The sequence below is a fragment of the Zunongwangia sp. HGR-M22 genome, from assembly GCF_027594425.1.
Taxonomy (GTDB): Bacteria; Bacteroidota; Bacteroidia; order Flavobacteriales; family Flavobacteriaceae; genus Zunongwangia.
In genome coordinates this window covers 3,460,136-3,481,159 of record NZ_CP115159.1, presented here as the reverse complement: position 1 = coordinate 3,481,159, position 21,024 = coordinate 3,460,136, and the positions used below count along the sequence as shown (strand labels likewise).

Genomic DNA, 21,024 nt, shown 5'->3' with positions numbered 1-21,024 from the left:
ATGTCACCCTAAAATTGTCCTCGATAGCTATCGGGACAGGGTCTCATCCAGATGTAAGAAAATTAAATAAGAATAATTGATTATAAAATATATCTAAGAAATGTTGAAATTCAATAATCTGAAATCACTTTTTTGCTTGGCACTGTTGGTTTTTGCACAACAAACTCAGGCACAAACGCAAGAAGAAGATGAGCATGGTGTACATGGTCGCTCTCAGGAATATGTGGCGCCAACCGATCCTCAGGTTTTAGAAAAGCTAGAGGAATGGAAAGATCTTAAATTCGGAATGCTCATTCACTGGGGGATTTATTCGGTTCCCGGCATTATGGAAAGCTGGAATTTATGTTCTGAAGATTGGATTGAGCGTGATAGTACTATTGCTTATAACGATTATAAAAAATGGTATTGGAATTTAGATAAGATCTTTAATCCGGTAAATTTCGATCCCGATAGTTGGGCAGAAGCCGGGGAAGCTGCTGGGATGAAGTACATGGTGTTTACCACGAAGCATCACGATGGTTTTAATATGTTCGATACACAGCAAACCGATTATAAAATTACCAATGGCCCTTTCCAAAATAATCCAAAAGCGAATGTTACCAAGTATATTTTTGAAGCTTTTAGAAAGAAAGATTTTATGATTGGGGCTTACTATTCGAAACCCGATTGGCATTCGCAATATTTCTGGTGGGATAAATATGCTACACCTAATCGAAATGCGAATTATGATATCGAAAAATATGACTGGCGTTGGAATAAATTTAAAGAATTCTCTTATAACCAAATAGAAGAATTAATGACCGATTATGGAAGTGTTGATATTCTATGGTTAGATGGCGGTTGGGTACGCCCAAAAGAAACCGTAAATGATGAAGTTAAAGCCTGGGGCGCACCAATTCCAGATTTTAGTCAGGAAATCGATATGCCTAAAATAGCTAAAATGGCTAGAGAGAAACAACCGGGAATTATCTTTGCCGATCGAACTGTACACGGCCCTTACGAAAATTACCAAACCCCGGAACGTAAAATTCCTGAAACCAAATTAGATAATCCATGGGAAAGTAATTTACCATTAGGAAATAATTGGGGATATGTGCCAAACGATCCTTTCAAATCTTCAACCACAGTTATTCATAATTTAGTAGAAGTGGTTGCTAAAGGAGGAAATATGCTTCTTGGGATTGGTCCGAAACCAGATGGAACCATTCCTTTGGAAGTGGTTGATCAGTTACATGAAATTGGCGCTTGGTTAGATAAAAATGGCGAAGCTATTTATGGTACACATGCCATTGATGATTACCAAGAAGAGAATGTTTATTTTACTGAAAAAGAGGAGGTAATTTATGCAATAGCGATGTTTGAGGATGATGAGAAGCTTCCTAAAACAATCAGTTTCAGTAAAAATTTACCGTCAGAAAATGTGAAAATCAAATTATTGGAAACCGGTGAAAAAGTGGATTTCAAAATAAAAAATGGTAAAGTTGAAATCACACTTCCTAAAGAAATTCGTTCAGCAAAAAATAGTTCAGGAGTAGCATTTTCAATCGAAAATTAAAAAAATGATTCAGCATTTCAATAGAATTATAGTTGGTTTAGGAATTGCAACGATGTTGTTTGCCTGCCAGGAAAAACAAGAAGAAAAAGCACCAGAAGCTGTTGGGCCAACGCCAAGTAAAGAACAATTGGCATGGCACAAAATGGAATTAAATGCGTTTATTCACTTTACCACTAATACATTTACAGGCAAAGAATGGGGATATGGCGATGAATCTCCAGAAATTTTTAATCCTACAGATATTGATGTGGATCAGTGGATGGAAACTTTGCAAAAAGCCGGTTTTAAGGGCGTTATTTTAACGGCAAAGCATCATGATGGTTTTGCATTATTTCCTTCAGATTATACCGAGCATGATATTGCCAATTCATCATACAAAGATGGAAAGGGAGATTTGGTAAAAGAAGTAGCCGAATCTGCCAGAGCACACGGATTAAAATTCGGGATTTACTTATCGCCTTGGGATCGTAATCGTGAAGATTATGGGGAGAAATCTTATGTGGAATATTACCGAAATCAGTTAAAAGAAATTTTCACCAACTATGGCGATATCTTCGAGATGTGGTTTGATGGCGCTAATGGCGGTGATGGATATTATGGTGGTGCCAATGAAGAGCGTAGGATCGATAAACAAAATTATTACGATTGGCCAACAACTTTAGCAATGGTTGAAGAAATTCAGCCTTCTGTATTATTTTTTAGTGATGCCGGGCCAGATTTACGTTGGGTAGGTAACGAAAGAGGCGAAGCAGGATCAACTAATTGGAATATCATCAATCCAGATACGCTTTATGCGGGGAAACCTGAAATTAGCGATTTGTTGCAAACTGGAGCTAAAGACGGGACAAAATGGATTCCGGCTGAGGTAGATGTTTCCATACGCCCAGGATGGTTTTATCATAAAGAGGAAGATTCTTTAGTAAAATCTCCACAAGAATTATTTACTACTTATTTGCAATCGGTTGGTAGAGGATCTACTTTATTGCTGAATGTTCCGCCAGATCAACGTGGCCAATTTGATGAAAATGATGTCGCTTCTTTATTAGGAATGCGTAAAATTATCGATAGTGTTTTTGCTAATAATTTAGCTGAAAATGCACAAATATCAGCAAGTAATTATCGAGGGGAATCAGAAGCATATTCCGCAGAAAATTTAATCGATGGAGATTCTGAAACGTATTGGGCTACCGATGATGAGGTTATTCAATCTTCAGTAGAAATCACTTTCGATGCTGCTAAAACGGTTAACTTTGTATTACTTCAGGAATATATTGAATTAGGACAACGTGTAGAAAAATTCAATATTAGTGCAAAGGAAAATGGCGAATGGAAGCAAATTGCTGAAGGCACAACCATCGGGTATAAGCGAATTCTAAAAGTTCCTTCCGTAGAAACTACCGCTTTAAAAATTGAAATTGAAGCAGCAAAAGCAAATCCAATATTAGCTAATCTAGAAATTTATTAACGAATGCGAATTTTATCGAATCTTATTGTTCTTTTTTGTCTTGTAGGTTTTAGCATGCAGGCACAAAAAGAAGTGTTTAAAATTGAAGATGGTAATTTTCAGTATAAAGGAGAGCCTATTCATATTTACTCGGGAGAAATGCATTACAGCAGAATTCCTAAACCTTATTGGCGCCATAGGATGAAGATGGTAAAAGCTATGGGTTTAAATGCAATTACCACTTATGTTTTTTGGAATTATCATAATACCGCACCGGGAGAATGGGATTGGAAGTCGGGGAATAAAAATCTTCAAGAATATATAAAAATGGCTGAAGAAGAAGGGCTATTTGTAATTGTACGTCCCGGCCCATATGTGTGTGCCGAGTGGGAATTTGGCGGATATCCGTGGTGGCTTCAGAAGAATCCCGAACTTAAAATTCGTCAAAATAACCAAGCATTTTTAGATTCTTGCCGAACTTATATTAATGAGTTGGCTACGCAAATTAAACCACTTCAGGTAAATAAAGGCGGAAACGTAATCATGGTTCAGGCTGAAAACGAATTTGGCTCTTTTGTGTCACAACGAGAAGATATTGCTGCGGAAGATCATAAAGCTTATAAACAAAAGATTTTTAAAATGCTGAAGGAATCTGGTTTAGAAGAACCGTTTTTTACTTCAGATGGAACCTGGCTTTTTGAAGGTGGCGCTGTAGAAGGTGCATTGCCAACTGCCAATGGTGAGAATAATGTAAACAATCTTAAAAAAGCGGTAGATAAATATCATCATAATGAAGGCCCCTATATGGTAGCCGAATTTTATCCCGGTTGGTTAGATCATTGGGCAGAACCTTTTACAAGAATCGGAGCCGATGCGATTGCTAAGCAAACAGAAGTGTATCTTAAAAACGAGGTAGATTTCAATTTTTATATGGTTCACGGCGGAACAAATTTTGCGTTTACCAGTGGTGCCAATTATAACGAAGATCATGATATTCAGCCAGATATTACCAGCTACGATTATGATGCGCCAATTTCTGAACCGGGTTGGGTAACGCCAAAATATACCGCGATTAGAGAATTGATGAAGAAGTACGTAGCATACGATATTCCTGAAATTCCGCAGCAAATTCCTGTTATTGCGATAGCTGAAATTAAACTGAATAAGAAGCAAAGTGCTTTGAAGATGATTAAAGAATCTGAACCTGTTGTTGCTGATGCACCGATGAGTTTTGAAGCATTAAATCAGGGTTATGGCTATGTGTTGTATCGTAAAAAATTTACGCAGCCTATTAACGGGAAATTACAAATCCCTGGCTTACGAGATTTTGCAACAGTTTATGTGAATGGAAAATATGTAGGTAAGCTTAACCGTATGAATAACGAATACGAGATGGATATTAAAATTCCGTTTAACGGAAGTTTAGAAATTCTTGTAGAAAATATGGGACGAATTAATTACGGGGCAAAAATGACCGAAAATAAAAAAGGAATCATCAGCGCTGTAAGCATTAATGATTACGAAATTTCTGGCGGATGGGAAATGTACAAAGCGCCATTCGAGCAAGCACCGCAAGTAAAGGCTTCCGAAGAAATAAAAGAAAAATTACCGGTCGTGTATTCGGGGAATTTCGATCTAGATGAGATTGGAGATACTTTCTTGGACATGCAGGAGTGGGGAAAAGGAATTGTTTTTATTAACGGACATAATTTAGGTAGATACTGGAAAGTTGGTCCACAGCAAACGATGTATTTACCGGGATGTTGGTTAAAAGAAAAAGGTAACGAAATTACCATTTTTGAGCAGCTTAATGAAGATTCAAAATCGACAATTTCAGGTTTAGTGAAGCCGATTTTGGAAAGCTTGTCTCAATAATTCTTCATGTTTTTCACGACATAACATGTTAGTGAAAAGTTTGTTTGACAATGAAAGGAGGACCGCCATCCTCCTTTCTTTTTTGTAAAATACTAAATTGAGTTTTGCTAATATAAACGCGCAAAATATTGAAAAGTAACTTAGTGTAAGTTTGTTTTATGCATTGGTTGGGAAGAGGAAGTAGTTCCCCTCTTCCCTTTTTTTGTTTTAATCTGAATCTATTATGAGAACCATTTGTATCATTTGTTTTGTATTATCTTTTCTGAATATAAAAGCTCAGGAAGATGTGAAATTTGAAGTTTTAGAATCGGGTTTTATTTATACGGAAGCGAATTTTCCCAGCGCTCACGCATCTACTATCGAAGAATTAGAAAATGGCGATCTTATTGCAGCCTGGTTTGGTGGCACGCACGAAAGACATCCAGATGTGAGTATTTATACCAGTATAAAAACTACAACCGGTTGGTCTTCTCCTAGAAAGGTAGCCGATGGTTTTGAAAATGATACGCTTAAATATCCAACCTGGAATCCTGTTTTAGTCAATATTCGTGAAAATTTATTCCTTTTTTATAAGATTGGACCATCACCTTCTACCTGGTGGGGCGCTTATAAAACTTCAAAAGATCAGGGAAAGACGTGGAGCGATAAAATCTTGTTGCCTGAAGGAATACTGGGACCAATAAAAAATAAGCCAATACAACTAGAAAATGGGCGAATTGTTAGTCCGTCGAGCATAGAACTTCAAGACGGTGCCGTTTGGCATTCACACATGGAAATTTCAGATGATCTTGGGAAAACCTGGAGGAAGATTCCTATCAATCACGATTCAGATTCTAAAGTGATTCAGCCTACAATCATTCAGCTAAAAAATGGTGATCTAAAAGCATTTTTCAGAAGTGATCAAGATGTTGTTTTAGAAAGTTTCAGCAAGGATAATGGCGAAACCTGGAGCAAATTTATGGAATCTGAATTAGCGAATCCAAATTCAGGAATCGATGCTGTACGTCTAAAAAACGGCGGATTTTTAATGGTTTATAATCCTATGGCCAGTGGAGACGACTGGTGGGATGGTAGAAGTAAATTGAATTTAGCGTATTCTAAAGATGGAAAGCATTGGCAGGACGTTTTAAAACTCGAAAATGAGGAAGAAGGCGAGTTTAGTTACCCGGCAATAATTCAGGCTGAAAATGGCGAAATTCTTATTACTTATACGTACGATAGGAAGAGGATTAAGTATTTTAAGTTGAAACGAATAAATTAACTACTTAAAAACCTTCGGTATGGTAAAAGGGTCAAAATCCCATAATAATGGTAAAATAAAGTAAACAATAAGACTAATTAGGATAATCGAAACGATGTTCAGCCAAAAACCTGTTTTCATCATATCGGCAATTTTTAGATGTCCAGATCCAAAAACCACGGCATTTGGTGGTGTTGCTACGGGAAGCATAAAAGCACAACTTGCCGCCAACGTGGCTCCTACCATTAACATATAAGGATGCAGGTTTAGAGCTAGGGCCATTGGCGCTAAAATAGGTAATAACATTGCGGTTGTAGCTGTATTTGAAGTAACTTCAGTTAAAAAGTTCATGGCGCTTACCAATATTAATAAGAGGATAAATAGGGGTAAATTCTCTAAATTAACCAGTTGCTCCCCGATCCAGTTGGCCAATCCCGTATTATCAAAAGCTCTTGCCAAAGCCATGCCACCCCCAAATAATAGTATAATTCCCCATGGTATCTTAATGGCTTCTTCCCAGTTTAAAAGGCGCTTTTGCTTTTCCTTATTTTTACCAGAGGGAACCAGGAATAAACAAATTGCTGCAGCCATTGCAATAATAGTATCATCGATATTTGGTAGAAAATTATCTAGGAAAAACGAGCGTGTGATCCAGCAAATAGCAGTAAGTACAAAAATGATTAAAACTCTTTTTTCTTGCAAGCTAATATTTCCGAGCTCGCTTAATAATTTTTTAATTTCAGATTTCCCTCCTGGAAATTCGGTTTGTTTAAAGCTAAAAGCAAAGCTGGTAAGGTATTTCCAGCAAAAAGCTAAAAGAAGAATCGAGATTGGAATCCCTAAAAGAGCCCATTTTAAAAAGCTTATTTCAATCCTATACAGTTCTTCAATAATGCCGGCAAAAACGAGGTTAGGCGGCGTACCAATTAAAGTTCCAATCCCACCTATAGAAGCACTGTAAGCAATAGCTAACATAAGAGCTTTTCCAAATAATTTGCTTTCATTTTCACTAGTGTCTGGGTTGTCCTTTAGTTGATTTATTATAGCAGTTCCTATAGGAAGCATCATTACAGAAGTTGCGGTGTTAGAAATCCACATCGATAAAAATGCGGTAGCCAACATAAAACCCAAAATGATATACTTAATATTCGTCCCAATAAGGTTAATGATATTAAGGGCGATTCGGCGGTGTAAATTCCATTTTTCTATGGCTACTGCAAGTATAAAACCTCCCATATATAAAAAAACATATTTATGGCCGTAAGAGGCAGTAGTAAGGCCTAAATCTAGCACTCCGCTTAGAGGAAAAAGAACAATAGGCAGTAGAGCAGTAGCAGCTATAGGAATAATCTCGGTTACCCACCAAATTGCCATCCATAATGTAATCGCTAAAACATCAAATGCTGCCGGAGACATTTCTGCCGGAGGTTGTGAAAATTGAAATATTCCGAAAATTAAAGGACCTGATATTAATATTAGGCTTTTTAAAGTGTTGTTCATTTAAAATATGTTATTCAGCCGGAAGATAATTATTTTTCTGAATAGCAAAACAGTCCGCTGTATTACTATGTTAATAGTTTTATTACTAAAAAAATAGTTGTTTTTAGTTGTTTCTTTTTAATTTATATAAGATATTGTGGATAAATCAATCAGAAATCAAATATGAAAAATAAATTTATCTTCATTTTAGCTTTTTTAATGCTAAGTGCTTTTCCACTCCAAGCTCAAAATAAACTTAACTATCGAGTGAGCTATGAACTTACTTATAAATTAGATTCAACAGATTTAGAATCCAGTAAATCTGAAGTGATGTGGCTTTTCGCAAATAATGATTCGTCTTTATTTATAAGTAGAGGAGCAGCACTAAAAGATTCCATAAAAAAGAATGTGATTGCTGCCGAGATTGGATCTGAAAAGTGGCGAAGTAAAATGGAAGCTGCTAAAACCGAATTTGAATATCGAATTTTCAAAAATAAAGCTGAAAATAAAATTGGATACGGAATTAAGCTTTTAAGCGATAAACTTTACTATTCAAACTCTTTAGATCAAATAAAATGGGAAATACAGGCTAACGCTAAAGATATCGCTGGCTACAACGCACAAAAAGCGACAACAAGTTTTGCTGGTAGAGATTATATCGCTTGGTTTACTCCGGAAATTCCACTTACCGATGGCCCTTATAAATTTGCAGGTTTACCGGGACTGATATTAGAATTGCAGGATACCGAAGCTGAATATTTTTTTAAGTTCGCTGGTTTTGAGAAGCTTGCCAATCCTCTAGAGTACGAGATCTTTCCTGAAAAATATAAAGAAGTTAAGAAAAAAGAACTTTTAGATTTAGTAGAAACTTATGAAAAGGATCCTATAAGTTATGTAAATAATTATGTGGGCTCGGGTGGTACAACTGTACGTGTTGAGATCGTTGGAGATGAAAAAAAAGACTATCTTAGAAAGCATCGAGCAGAACTGGCTAGAAAAAATAATCCTATAGAACTAGAAAAATGAGAAGTCTTTTTATCCTTGTATTTATACTTTGCTTAGAAAATGTAGTGGCGCAAAATTCATATTCCTATAAAGCTACGTATCAACTCAAATATCAGGAAGATTCTACCGATTTGAATAGCATAAAATCTGAAACTGTTTTACTTTATTTAGGGGAAGGTGTGTCCCGGTATTCAAGTCTAGGTAAGGCTGTTGAAGATTCTTTAACCGCAACTTTAGATCCTAGAAATAAAAGTATGGCTGAATTTTATAGAATTAGAAGTCTAACTCCAGAAACCGATTTTCACTATAAGATCTTCAAAAATTACAATGATAACGAGCTTATTTTAGCCGAAAAGGTTTTTAAGGATAAACTGAAATATAAAAAAACTTTAAATCCCATCGACTGGGAAATAGAGCAAGAAACAAAAGAAATTTTAGGATATAAAGTTCAAAAAGCTTTAGGCTCTTTTGCCGGCAGAAATTACGAAGCCTGGTTTGCGCCAGAGCTTCCATTTTTAGACGGTCCTTATAAATTTGGAGGTTTGCCGGGACTTATTTTGGAGATTTCAGACACTAAAAATCATTATCGTTTTAGCATAATGGAATTTCAGGAGTTAAAAAAAATAGTGTCTAAAACATTGAATTTGGATGATTATAAAGAAGTTTCTCAGCGAGATCTCGATCAGGTTCGTGGTGATTATAAAAGAGATCCACTTACTGCAATGACCAACGGCGGTGTGACCATTCATTGGAAAGATGGGCAGGAAGAAGAAGCCAAAAGGAAATTCCAGAAGAGACATAAAAAGCAAAATAATCCAATTGAACTTTAGCCAAAATAAATTTATAAATCTAAAATCTTTATGAAATTCAAAATAGGTCTAATATTGCTATTATTTTTTTTTAAGATTACAGCACAGGAGAAACCGAAAAGAAAATTCAATTATAAAGCAACTTATCAACTCGAATATCAGGAAGATTCTACCGATCAAAATTCAATAAAATCTGAAACCGGTGTGCTTTATTTAGGAGAAGGAATATCTCGATATTCAAGTTTAGGTAAAGCGGTTAAAGATTCTTTAGAGAATATGCCTAATCCTAAAAGGATGAGGATGGACGAGTACAATAAAATGACCGATTTTAAATCTAAAATCTTTAAAAATTACCAGAATAACGAACTTGTTTTAGCCGAAAAAGTTTTTCAATATGATTTGAAATATAAGCAGGATCTAAAACAAATCGATTGGGAAATTGAGCCAGAGAAAAAAGAAATTTTAGGCTTTAGCGTTCAGAAGGCGACGGGCTCTTTTGCCGGTAGAAATTATATCGCCTGGTTTACTCCAGAATTACCATTTTCTGATGGCCCTTATAAGTTTAATGGTTTGCCTGGGCTTATTGTAGAGATTTCAGACCAAAAAAATCATTATCATTTTATTCTTACCGGATTTCAGGAATTAGAAAAACCGGTAGCTATACTATTGAATCTTGATAGTTATAAAACTGTTTCTCAGGAAGAACTTGATCAGGTTCGAGACGATTATAACCGCGATCCAATTGGAACAATGGAAAAGGCAGGAGTTGTTTTTGGTTGGAGTGAAAAAGATGAAGCTAAACAAAAAAAGGAACTCACTAAAAAGTATAAAAAACGAAATAATCCTATTGAACTTCAATAATTAGTAAGCATCATCAATCAAAATATAAACATTGAAAAGATCAGCAAAAGCTTTATTCTTAATACTATTAATATGCGTTGCCTTTACAGGCTATTCTCAAACTGAAATTACCGGGCAGGTTTTAGACGATAACAGTAAAAAGCTTAGCGGTGCAACGGTGATGATCAGCAAAGATTCGGTTTCTTCGATATTAGCTTATGGTATTTCAGATTCCGATGGAAAATTTCAAGTCAGGGTTAAAAGCGAATCAGAATCTTTGTTTTTAAAAGTTTCCTATATTGGTTTTAGCACGTTTAAAAAAACGATTCAGAATAAAAAGCAGGCACTACAAGTCAAACTTTCGCCTTCTTCAGAAGCTTTAAAAGAAGTTATCGTGAAATCTGAAATTTTACAGCAGCGCGGCGATACACTTAGCTTTTCGGTAGCTGCTTTTAAAGATAAAAATGATCGTGTAATAGCTGATATCTTGAAGAAATTACCGGGAATCGATATTCGGCCAAACGGACAGATTTTTTATAAAGACGAGCCTATCCAGAAATATTATATCGAAGGTTTAGATCTTTTAGAAGGTCGCTATAATTTGGCTAATAATAATCTTTCAGCGAATGCAGTTTCTAAAGTTGAAATTCTGGAAAATCATCAGCCGGTAAAGGTTTTGGATAGTTTAGAATTTTCAGAGCGCGCTTCTATAAATATCAAGCTTAAAAAAGAGGTTACGGTTAGCGGAACGGCGACTGCCGGAATTGGCGCTGCGCCTTTACTTTGGCAAACTAAAATAACGCCAATGATTTTTACTAAAAAGCAGCAGGCCATCCTTACTTATCAAAGTAATAATACCGGGAACGATGTATCTGGCGAGATTCGCAATTTTTCTATCCGTTTTGTTGGAGCAGAGTTTGATATCGATAAAACCGATTGGCTTTCGATACAAAATGTATCTGAGCCACCATTCTCATCACAGCGCTGGCTTGACAATAATGTTCATTTAGGTTCAGCAAACATCTTACAGCGTATAAAAAAAGATAGGGATCTAAAACTGAATATTTCTTATCTTAACGATTACCAACAGCAGGATGGACGTACGCAAACTCGGTATTTTACTCCTACCGATACGATTGATGTGATTGAAAACACCAGTAACGATATTTTTTTAAGCAAGTTAGAAGGACAACTTACCTTCGAGAATAATGCTGATAAAAATTATCTGAAAAATCAATTGGAATTTAATGGTTCTTGGAATGCTAATCGTGGGCTAATCGATCGTTCTAATACACAAATAAAACAGCAGTTGGATAATCCTTTCTTCGGAATAAAAAACGATCTTCGCCTGCTTAGAACTGTCGGTAAACAATTAATTACTTTTACTTCAAACACCGGCTTTACGGAAACCAATCAAGATCTGCTGGTGCAACCGGGGCAATTTGAGACTATTTTTAATGATGGCGATTCTTATGGCGAAATTCAGCAATTGGTATCAGCAAGAAAATGGTATACCAATAATTCAGCTGGTTTTACCAAAGCGCTTGGCAAATTTACGATATCGCCAAAATTTGGATTTTCTATTCAAAATCAACAATTAGAGACCGATATTTTTCTGGAAGATGGGGTAGAGGTTTTAGATACTGATTTTAAAAACCGAACCAAATTTGTACAGTCTTCAGTATATTTCAAAAACTATTTCAGATTTAAAAATAAAGATGAAACCTGGAATTTGAGTTTAAGTACGCCGTTAGCGTTTAAAAGTTTCGATCTTGAAGATGATAACTTTAAAGAAAAAAGAAATTTAGATCGATTGGTTTTCGAGCCCAGGTTTTCTGTGGATAAAAAACTTTCAGCCTTTTGGGAAGTAGATGCTTCAGCAGGATTGCGTTATGATTTTGGTGAAATTCAACAATTATACTACGGATTTTTGCTGAATGGCTATCGAAATTTGAATCGGTATGAGGCGCCAATTTCAGAAAAAACACGACAGGATTATAGTGCGGGACTGGCTTATCGAAATCCGTTAAAACAATTGTTTTTAAACGCTTCGTATTCTTATAATTATACTGAAAATAATTTATTATATAGTTCTACTATTGGTGAAAATGGAGCTACAATTTTAGAAGCAATAGAAAGCGAAAATACGTTTGATGCTCATAGTTTTAGTGCCGGCGGGAGTAAGTATTTCAGAAAAATAAAAACAACAGTAAAACTGAATGCTTCTTATAATTTGTCGACACGCCAACAACTTTTAAATAATACGCTAGCCGAGGTAAATACGCAAAGTTTTGTTTTAAGAGGAAGTGTAGATGCTGAGGTTAGCAGTTGGTTAATTGCAAATTATTCGGGTAATTTCTCAACGTTTACTTCGGGTTTTGGGGGCAACGATTTTCAGCAAATAGAAACGCATCAGCATACTGCAGATCTTTACTTTTATCCAAAAGACAATCAATACTTAAGTATAAGCGGTGAATATTATGGCAATTCTTTATCTGAAAATGGCGATAATTATTTTTTGAACCTGGGTTATCAGTTTACTTTTGAAAAACCAAAAATGGATTTAAATATTAGTTGGCGAAATATCCTGAATACCGATCAATTTATAAACGCCAGTAATAACCAGTATTATTACGTACAAAGTAGTTATCGCTTGCGCCCGTCTCAGGTAATGGCCACTTTAAAGTTTACGCTTTAAATTTTTTAAGTTGACCCAGAATTAATTTTGTGACAAATGACCAATTTTAAAAAAGAAGCCTGTGTAGAATCTTTAGAAGAAGCTTTAAAAGCTGAAGCGTGTGGTGCAGATCGAATTGAATTATGCGCAAACTTAGCTTTAGATGGAATTACTCCTGATAGAAATGTAATTCAGCCGACAAAAGAGCAGTTGCAGATTCCAATTCGAGTTATGATTCGCCCTCGCGCAGGAGATTTTGTGTATTCTGAAGATGAATTTTTAAGAATGAAGAAGGATATTGAATTTTGCCAGCAAGTTGGAGTAGAAGGAGTGGTCTTTGGAATTTTAAATGAAGATAAAACACTGGATATTGAACGAATTTCTGATTTAGTTGAAGCTGCAAAGCCTTTAAAAGTTGTAATCCACAAAGCGATCGATGATACTCCGGATATTTTAAAAGCAACTGAAGATTTAGTTAAAATCGATGGAATTTCTACGATTTTGACTTCAGGAGGAAAAACGACCGCGAAAGAAGGAATTTCAACTTTGAAAGAAATGCTTGCAATTGCAGATAAAAAGCTGGAAATCATGCCCGCTGGAAGAATTACTAGTAGCAATTTAGGCGAAATGCATAAATGTATCGGTGCAAGAGCTTATCATGGGCGTCAAATTGTTGGTGTGTTTTAATAATTTTTTATAATTTAGCTAGTCCAAACGTTTTTTAATATGAATGCTGAAAAGAAGAGAAAACCGGAGGAAAATCTTAAAATCACCGTATTAATTATTCTGGCAATAGTTGTTTTTCAGATAATTATGGATTGGAGCGATTTTAAAACAGGTCTTATAGGAGCGCTAGTTCACTAAACCAACCAAGTTTACGGTTTAAGTTTTTCTTACGAAACTTGTGAATTTCAGAAGGATAGCTATATGCAATAGGTCAGCCTTCAATTTCTATTAATTTTAGGTGAATTTATATATCTTTTTTGTTCACTGATAAATCTGAATTTTTTACTTTTTTCAATATTTATTTTCTATTACTTTTTCAGAATAGTTATTTTTCGATTTTTAGGGAAAATTTGAATAGTGAAATAAATACTGATCAATACCTTTCCTTAAAAAGTTTCGAAGTCAAAAGGATTTTTAGCTTATAATTTTCATCAGATTTATTTAATAATCTTGCAGATAGTTTCTGGAGTTAAAAATTATTTATAGCTTTCTCTACTCTCTGGTTATTTAAAAAAAAAGCTGCCTTAAATGAATAAGACAGCTTTTTAAATGATTTGGGTTTAGAGATGTAATTACATCATTCCTGGCATTCCGCCACCCATTCCTTGTGGCATTCCGCCGCCACCAGCATTATCTTCTTTGATGTCGATCAAAGCACATTCTGTTGTTAAAATCATTCCAGATACTGAAGCTGCATTCTCTAAAGCTACGCGAGTAACTTTCTTAGGATCGATAATACCAGCTTTCATCATATCTACATAGGTATCGGTTTTCGCATCGTAACCATAATCTTTATCACCTTCAAGTACTTTATTGATTACTACAGATCCTTCACCACCTGCGTTTTCAACAATTGTTCTAAGCGGAGATTCGATAGCACGAGCTACAATTTGAATTCCGGTTGCTTCATCTGCATTTTCAGTAGAAATTGCTTCAAGAACTGCTTTAGCTCTTACTAAAGCAACACCACCACCGGCAACGATACCTTCTTCTACAGCTGCACGAGTTGCATGAAGTGCATCATCTACACGGTCTTTCTTCTCTTTCATTTCAACTTCAGAAGCTGCACCTACGTAAAGAACTGCAACACCACCTGCTAATTTAGCAAGACGCTCCTGTAGTTTTTCTTTATCGTAATCTGAAGTTGTAGTTTCGATCTGGGCTTTGATTTGGTTTACACGCTCTTTAATAGCGTTATCATCACCAGAACCGTTAACTACAGTAGTGTTATCTTTATCGATAGCTACTTTTTCAGCAGTACCTAACATATCGATAGTTGCATTTTCTAAAGAGAATCCTCTTTCTTCAGAAATTACTGTACCACCGGTAAGAATAGCGATATCTTCTAACATTGCTTTTCTGCGATCTCCGAATCCTGGAGCTTTTACCGCAGCAATTTTAAGAGAACCTCTTAATTTATTTACTACTAAAGTAGCAAGTGCTTCACCGTCTACATCTTCAGCAATAATTAAAAGTGGTTTTCCAGATTGCGCTACTGGTTCTAGAATTGGCATAAGATCCTTCATTGTAGAAATCTTCTTATCGAAAAGAAGAATATAAGGATTTTCTAAATCAGCAGTCATTTTCTCACTGTTAGTCACAAAGTAAGGAGAAAGGTAACCTCTATCAAACTGCATACCTTCAACAACATCTACATAAGTATCTGTTCCTTTTGCTTCTTCAACAGTAATAACTCCTTCTTTACCAACTTTTCCAAAAGCTTCAGCAATTAATTCACCAATAAGCTCGTCGTTGTTTGCTGAAATAGAAGCTACCTGCTTAATTTTTTCTGAAGAATCACCAACTTCCTGAGTTTGCTCAGATAAGTTTTTAGTTAAAGCTTCTACAGCTTTATCGATTCCTCTTTTAAGATCCATTGGGTTTGCACCTGCTGCAACGTTTTTAAGGCCTTCTTTAACGATAGCTTGAGCCAGAACAGTAGCAGTAGTTGTACCGTCACCAGCAAGGTCGTTGGTTTTAGAAGCAACTTCTTTTACCATCTGCGCTCCCATATTTTCAAGCTCATCTTCCAGCTCGATTTCTTTAGCTACAGAAACACCATCTTTAGTCACTGTTGGAGCACCAAATGATTTACTTATAATTACGTTACGACCTTTAGGTCCTAATGTTACTTTTACTGCATTTGCAAGAGCATCTACACCACGTTTAATTCCGTCACGTGCTTCGATGTCGAATTTTATATCTTTTGCCATTTTATTGTAAATTTTAGTAGCCGAAAAAGTCAGCTAAAAATTGGTTAATTTTAAATTGAATTTAGAAAGAAACTATACGATAGCCAGAATATCGTCCTCTCTCATGATAAGATAATCTGTACCTTCCAATTTAAGTTCGGTACCAGCAAATTTGCCATAAAGAACTGTATCACCAACACTAACAGTCATGTCATGATCCTTGGTTCCTTTACCAACTGCAACAACTTTACCTCTTTGTGGTTTTTCTTTAGCAGTCTCTGGAATGTAAATACCCGAAGCTGTTTTAGTTTCAGCTGCTACAGGTTCGATAAGAACTCTGTCAGAAAGCGGTTTAATGTTTAGTCCCATTTTCTATAATTTTATTTTGATTAATTAATTTAAAACTCGAAACTGAATATTTCGAAAATTATGCCATGTGAAAAAAGCTGACATTAATAAATAAAAAATGCCAGCTTAGTGACAAGCTGGCATTTTTAACCATTAATAAAAATGGGATCGTATTTTATTGAGCACTATCTGCAGCAGGAGCAGTTTGTGATTGCTCATTTTGCTGTGCTGGTACATTGTTTTGTGGTAAAGTATTTTCTACTTCATCCTCATCAAAAATTTTGGAATCTTCAAAACCATTACCACCATCCATAATAGATACATTACTTACAAGAATAAGTACAAGTAAAACGGTTGCGAGTGTCCATGTACTTTTATCTAGAAAGTCATTTGTTTTTTGTACACCACCAATTTGTTGGCCACCGCCACCAATAGAAGAAGATAATCCTCCTCCCTTAGGATTTTGCACCATGATAACTACCACTAGCAAAAATGCTACGATAACTATTAAAACTAAAAAAATTGTAAAAGTGCTCATTCTTTCTCTTTATTATTTTCCTGAATTTTTTCGACTGCTCGAATTTGGTCTGCAAAGAAACCACTTTTTTCGGGATTTTTCAAAATTAAAATTTTATATGCCTGAATTGCTTTTTTGTAATTCTTTTGCTCCAGATAAACCCGAGCTAAAGTCTCTGTCATTAAGGCTTCGGGTGCGGGAGTGGATAAATCTGGTGTGCTGGCCTTCGGTGCAGATTTAGTTGGTTTGATTTTGGGATTTTTAGAAATAAAACGATCAATAATGTCAAATTTCTTCTGAATATTTTCTGGTGTATCTTTCTCTTTTTCTTCTTTTTTTTGCTGAAGTGGCTGGGCTGAAGTTAAACGCAACCATTCTGAAAAACTGTGAGATTCGGAATTATTGAACTGTAAAGGTTGCCCAATTTTTAATTGATCTTTCGGTTCTTCTTTTAATTTAGATTCTGTTTGCCCTTCCGCAGCATTTTTAGATTTAGAACGCTCAAATAATTCTGGATCCATCACTTTATCAGATTCGTCCTGCTTCATTTGGATCGCTTCCCCGACCGCCATACTTTTTTTACCAAGTACCTGTATGGGTTCGGTAACTTCAAGATTGTAAAGTTTGTTTTCTTGTTCTTTAATTTGATCTGCAATTCTACTTTGGTTGAAATTTACAGAGCTTATGTATTCAAAAAGGATTTCACGGTCTGTAGTAAAAGCAGCGGTTTTTCTTAAAGCTGAGTTATACGATGGGCTCTCTGCATCTTTTAATCCTTTTAATCGAATTGCACGTGCCGCCTGAAAATAAGGTGCATTCATTAGAATATCTTCCAATTCTCTGGTTTCCTGCGGGGAAACTTCCTCGGGATGTTCTAATAAATATGTGAAATTCTTTATATCCATATAATTTCTACCAGTCGGTTAAAGCTGCATTAAAAATATCCTGTGTAATTCGATCATAAATTTCATCGATGGCGGTATCCAAATTGCCACCAATTAATTGTTGTCCTGCCGGGTAATCGTAATAAAAAGAAAAGCGTCTATCAAAATCTTTTTCAGGCTCTAAAGTATTATAATATCTTATCTGCACTGCAATTGTTAAACGGTTTTGTGCTGCTGTATTTTGCGCAGTCGCCGTCATTGGTGCGATGTAATAATCGATAATTTCGCCTTCAAAAATTAGATCTGCATTGTTATTGGTGAGAGTAAGATTGGTTTGGCTTTGAATAAGATCCTGTAAATCTAACTTAAAAGTTCTTTCGATACCTGGCTCAATTAAATCTGCCGTATTTTGAAAATTGTTAACTTGAAAGGTTTCCGCATTTCCTGTGCTTGCCCCGGTAAAAGAATAAATTCCGCAGGAAACCAGCGTTAAAACACTAAAAATCGATAAAACTAGTCCTAATTTCTTCATGGGTTCGGTTGCCAAAATATTGCTTCTAAAACGGCAAATATTAATTATAAATTGTATTGTTTGATCTTTCGATAGAGCGTGCGTTCGCTAATACCTAATTCTTCAGCAGCTGCTTTACGTTTCCCGCTATGGCGCTCTAGTGATTTTTTAATCAGCTCTAATTCTTTATCCTGAAGTGAAAGTGTTTCTTCTTCTTCGATTTCTTCAGCAAAGTGATATTTGTCCTTTTCAGACATGTTCTCTGGCTGAGGCTCGTAATCATTATTACTGCTTTGTTGCGGGATTTGTAGAACCTCAAGATTATCGCTGTCTAAATCTTCTACATTAAAGTCTTCTTCATCTTCATCGCCATTTCCGTAGATTTTCTGAATTAAACCTTCATTTTCATCTCTAACCTCCTTAGAGTTGCCTTCCTGCATTAACTTTAGCGTAAGTTTCTTTAAATCGTTAAGATCATTTTTCATGTCGAAAAGAACCTTATATAAAATCTCACGCTCGTTGCTAAAATCGCTTTCTTTTTTCTTATCTGAAATTACTGCGGGTAAATTGCTACCCATATCTGGTAAATATTCTTTCAGCTCTTTACCGTTGATAGATCGCTTTTGTTCTAATACTGAAATTTGTTCCGCAATATTGCGGAGCTGGCGAATATTACCACCCCAATGATATTTTTGCATCAAAAGAACAGCATCATCTTCCAATCTAATGGTGGGCATCTTGTATTTTAATGCGAAATCTGAAGCAAATTTTCTGAAAAGTAGATGAATATCTCCTTTTCGATCCCTTAGAGCGGGTAAATTAATTTCTACAGTGCTTAATCTATAGTAAAGATCTTCTCTAAATTTCTCTTTTTTGATCGATTCGAACATGTTGATGTTGGTCGCAGCTACGATCCTTACATTGGTTTTCTGTACTTTAGAAGAACCTACTTTTATAAATTCTCCATTTTCCAAAACCCGTAAAAGTCGAACCTGGGTGGGAAGCGGAAGTTCACCAACTTCATCAAGAAAAATGGTTCCGCCATCGGCAACTTCAAAATAACCGCTACGGGTTTGTGTTGCACCGGTAAATGCACCTTTTTCGTGTCCAAAAAGCTCACTGTCGATGGTGCCTTCTGGTATTGCACCACAGTTTACCGCTATATATTTTCCATGCTTTCTATGCGAAAGCGAATGTACTATTTTAGGTATACTTTCTTTACCAACACCACTTTCTCCCGTTACTAAAACCGAAATATCAGTTGGAGCAACCTGTATTGCTTTTTCAATTGCCCGGTTAAGTTTTTGGTCGTCTCCTATAATCCCGAAACGTTGCTTTATGGCCTGTACTGATTCCATTTAAAAATATGCAGTATTGATTATTACTGATTAATTCCTGAAAAATTAAACTGAAAATCGTCTTAATTATTGTCGCTGTATCCAACAGGTTCGCCAATTAATGTTGCGCTGGTGCAATCATTAATTTTTACATTTACAAAATCACCAACCTTATAATTTTCTTTTGGGAAAACAGCTACTGTATTTTGTGACGTTCGACCACTCCAGTGTGCATCAGATTTTTTTGATGATTTTTCGATAAGTACTTCTACAGTTTTTCCTAAAAATTGCTGGGTCCTATATCTGCTATGTTCTTGCTGAAGAGCAACAATTTCAGAAAGACGTCTTTTTTTGATGTCGTGTGGAACGTCGTCTTCAAATTTTCTGGCAGCCATTGTTCCCGGTCTTTCAGAATAAGCGAACATAAAACCAAAATCATACTTTACGTATTTCATTAAAGAAATAGTATCCTGATGATCTTCTTCAGTTTCGGTAGGGAATCCCGTAATAAGATCATGAGAAATTCCACAATCTGGGATTAATTTTTTGATATTATCAACCAAGGTGAAGTATTCTTCACGAGTGTGAAGGCGATTCATTTTTTGAAGCATACGGTCACTACCACTTTGAACGGGTAAGTGAATATAATTACAAATGTTGCGATGTGCAGCCATAACTTCTATAACATCTAACGTCATATCCTGCGGATTAGACGTAGAAAATCTAATTCTCATTTTTGGTTGAGCTTCTGCAACCAAATTTAATAGAGCAGCAAAATTGGTAGCTGTTGCTTTTTGCATTGGTGTGGCGTCTTTAAAATCTTTTTTTAATCCGCCACCATACCAAAGATAACTGTCTACATTTTGGCCCAAAAGCGTAATTTCTTTGTAGCCCTTTTCAGCAAGATCGTTTACTTCTTCGATAATACTCTGTGGATCTCGGCTACGTTCTCTACCACGGGTAAAAGGAACGACGCAAAAAGTACACATGTTGTCGCATCCTCTGGTAATCGATACGAAAGCAGAAACTCCATTAGTTTGTAAACGTACAGGAGAAATGTCACCATAAGTTTCTTCTTTAGAAAGAATTACGTTTACAGCATTTCTACCTTCTTCAACTTCACTTATAAGGTTTGGTAGGTCTTTGTAAGCATCTGGCCCAACAACCAAATCCACAATTTTTTCTTCTTCTAAGAATTTACTTTTAAGACGCTCGGCCATGCAACCTAAAACCCCAACTTTCATATTAGGGTTGATGCGCTTAACAGCATTATATTTTTCGAGACGTTTTCTTACCGTTTGTTCTGCTTTTTCTCTAATCGAGCAGGTATTTACTAAAACTAAATCGGCTTCTTCCAGCTGTTGTGTTGTATTATAACCTTCTTTAGAAAGTATGGAAGCAACGATTTCGCTATCGCTAAAATTCATCTGGCAACCATAACTTTCAATAAAGAGTTTTCTTTTATTTTCGGTCTTTGGCTCAATAATCAGGGTGTTTCCCTGCTGCTTTTCATCAATAATCTTCTCCATAATGCTATACTAAGCTTAGGTAATTAGATGGCAAAGATACGTTTTAAGGTTATTGT

Annotated in this window: 18 protein-coding genes; 10 read left to right on the top strand and 8 right to left on the bottom strand. The window is 35.7% G+C overall.

The features are described from left to right. The first annotated feature begins 100 nt into the window (after nt 1–100). The 4 genes from PBT91_RS15125 (at nt 101) to PBT91_RS15110 (ending at nt 6,135) form a co-directional block, all read left to right on the top strand. Nucleotides 101–1,555: an alpha-L-fucosidase gene (locus tag PBT91_RS15125; RefSeq protein WP_270059296.1), complete on the top strand. Its 1,455-nt coding sequence runs from the start codon at nt 101–103 to the stop codon at nt 1,553–1,555. A gap of 4 nt (nt 1,556–1,559) precedes the next feature. Then, nucleotides 1,560–3,020 (top strand): alpha-L-fucosidase, encoded by a 1,461-nt coding sequence (locus PBT91_RS15120; RefSeq protein WP_270059295.1) that lies wholly within the window; start codon nt 1,560–1,562, stop codon nt 3,018–3,020. A gap of 3 nt (nt 3,021–3,023) precedes the next feature. Then, complete coding sequence (locus tag PBT91_RS15115; protein WP_270059294.1) at nt 3,024–4,874, top strand: beta-galactosidase; 1,851 nt, start codon at nt 3,024–3,026, stop codon at nt 4,872–4,874. A 223-nt stretch (nt 4,875–5,097) separates the two neighbouring features. Continuing rightward, on the top strand, nt 5,098–6,135 hold the full coding sequence (locus tag PBT91_RS15110) for a sialidase family protein (protein WP_270059293.1): 1,038 nt from the start codon (nt 5,098–5,100) through the stop codon (nt 6,133–6,135). Here the strand turns inward: PBT91_RS15110 and PBT91_RS15105 are convergent, their stop codons facing one another. Beyond that, a complete protein-coding gene (locus tag PBT91_RS15105) occupies nt 6,136–7,614 on the bottom strand; it encodes an SLC13 family permease (protein WP_270059292.1) in 1,479 nt (492 codons plus the stop codon). 162 nt (nt 7,615–7,776) lie between these two features. On the opposite strand from PBT91_RS15105, the gene PBT91_RS15100 reads away from it, so the two are divergent. Genes PBT91_RS15100 through PBT91_RS15075 form a run of 6 tightly spaced genes read left to right on the top strand, consistent with a single transcriptional unit; the run spans nt 7,777 to nt 13,788 of the window. Beyond that, on the top strand, nt 7,777–8,619 hold the full coding sequence (locus PBT91_RS15100) for a GLPGLI family protein (protein ID WP_270059291.1): 843 nt from the start codon (nt 7,777–7,779) through the stop codon (nt 8,617–8,619). Continuing rightward, the gene (locus PBT91_RS15095) at nt 8,616–9,428 is read left to right on the top strand and encodes a GLPGLI family protein (protein ID WP_270059290.1); all 813 of its coding nucleotides are present in this window, start codon (nt 8,616–8,618) and stop codon (nt 9,426–9,428) included. Before PBT91_RS15100 ends, PBT91_RS15095 begins: the two co-directional genes overlap by 4 nt. Nucleotides 9,429–9,458: 30 nt before the next feature. Next, the gene (locus PBT91_RS15090; protein WP_270059289.1) at nt 9,459–10,268 is read left to right on the top strand and encodes a GLPGLI family protein; all 810 of its coding nucleotides are present in this window, start codon (nt 9,459–9,461) and stop codon (nt 10,266–10,268) included. Nucleotides 10,269–10,299: 31 nt separating this feature from the next. Continuing rightward, the gene (locus tag PBT91_RS15085) at nt 10,300–12,945 is read left to right on the top strand and encodes a carboxypeptidase-like regulatory domain-containing protein (RefSeq protein ID WP_270059288.1); all 2,646 of its coding nucleotides are present in this window, start codon (nt 10,300–10,302) and stop codon (nt 12,943–12,945) included. 36 nt (nt 12,946–12,981) lie between these two features. Beyond that, complete coding sequence (locus tag PBT91_RS15080) at nt 12,982–13,611, top strand: copper homeostasis protein CutC (protein WP_270059287.1); 630 nt, start codon at nt 12,982–12,984, stop codon at nt 13,609–13,611. A 39-nt stretch (nt 13,612–13,650) separates the two neighbouring features. Next, nucleotides 13,651–13,788: a hypothetical protein gene (locus tag PBT91_RS15075; protein ID WP_270059286.1), complete on the top strand. Its 138-nt coding sequence runs from the start codon at nt 13,651–13,653 to the stop codon at nt 13,786–13,788. A 434-nt stretch (nt 13,789–14,222) separates the two neighbouring features. On the opposite strand, the gene groL is transcribed toward PBT91_RS15075, so the two are convergent. The 7 genes from groL to miaB all read right to left on the bottom strand — a co-directional run bounded on the left by groL (nt 14,223) and on the right by miaB (nt 20,968). After that, nucleotides 14,223–15,863: a chaperonin GroEL gene (gene groL, locus PBT91_RS15070; RefSeq protein ID WP_270059285.1), complete on the bottom strand. Its 1,641-nt coding sequence runs from the start codon at nt 15,861–15,863 to the stop codon at nt 14,223–14,225. Between the two features lie 72 nt (nt 15,864–15,935). Beyond that, nucleotides 15,936–16,211, bottom strand: coding sequence for a co-chaperone GroES (locus tag PBT91_RS15065; RefSeq protein ID WP_270059284.1), 276 nt, complete (start codon nt 16,209–16,211; stop codon nt 15,936–15,938). A gap of 154 nt (nt 16,212–16,365) precedes the next feature. Further along, the gene (gene secG / locus PBT91_RS15060; RefSeq protein WP_270059283.1) at nt 16,366–16,728 is read right to left on the bottom strand and encodes a preprotein translocase subunit SecG; all 363 of its coding nucleotides are present in this window, start codon (nt 16,726–16,728) and stop codon (nt 16,366–16,368) included. Beyond that, entirely contained in the window at nt 16,725–17,612 is an 888-nt protein-coding gene (locus PBT91_RS15055) for a hypothetical protein (protein WP_270059282.1), read from the bottom strand. Before PBT91_RS15055 ends, secG begins: the two co-directional genes overlap by 4 nt. A gap of 7 nt (nt 17,613–17,619) precedes the next feature. Then, nucleotides 17,620–18,123, bottom strand: coding sequence for an LptE family protein (gene lptE, locus PBT91_RS15050; protein WP_270059281.1), 504 nt, complete (start codon nt 18,121–18,123; stop codon nt 17,620–17,622). Nucleotides 18,124–18,167: 44 nt separating this feature from the next. Then, entirely contained in the window at nt 18,168–19,460 is a 1,293-nt protein-coding gene (locus tag PBT91_RS15045) for a sigma 54-interacting transcriptional regulator (RefSeq protein WP_270059280.1), read from the bottom strand. Nucleotides 19,461–19,522: 62 nt separating this feature from the next. After that, the gene (gene miaB, locus PBT91_RS15040; RefSeq protein WP_270059279.1) at nt 19,523–20,968 is read right to left on the bottom strand and encodes a tRNA (N6-isopentenyl adenosine(37)-C2)-methylthiotransferase MiaB; all 1,446 of its coding nucleotides are present in this window, start codon (nt 20,966–20,968) and stop codon (nt 19,523–19,525) included. Nucleotides 20,969–21,024: the final 56 nt, after the last annotated feature.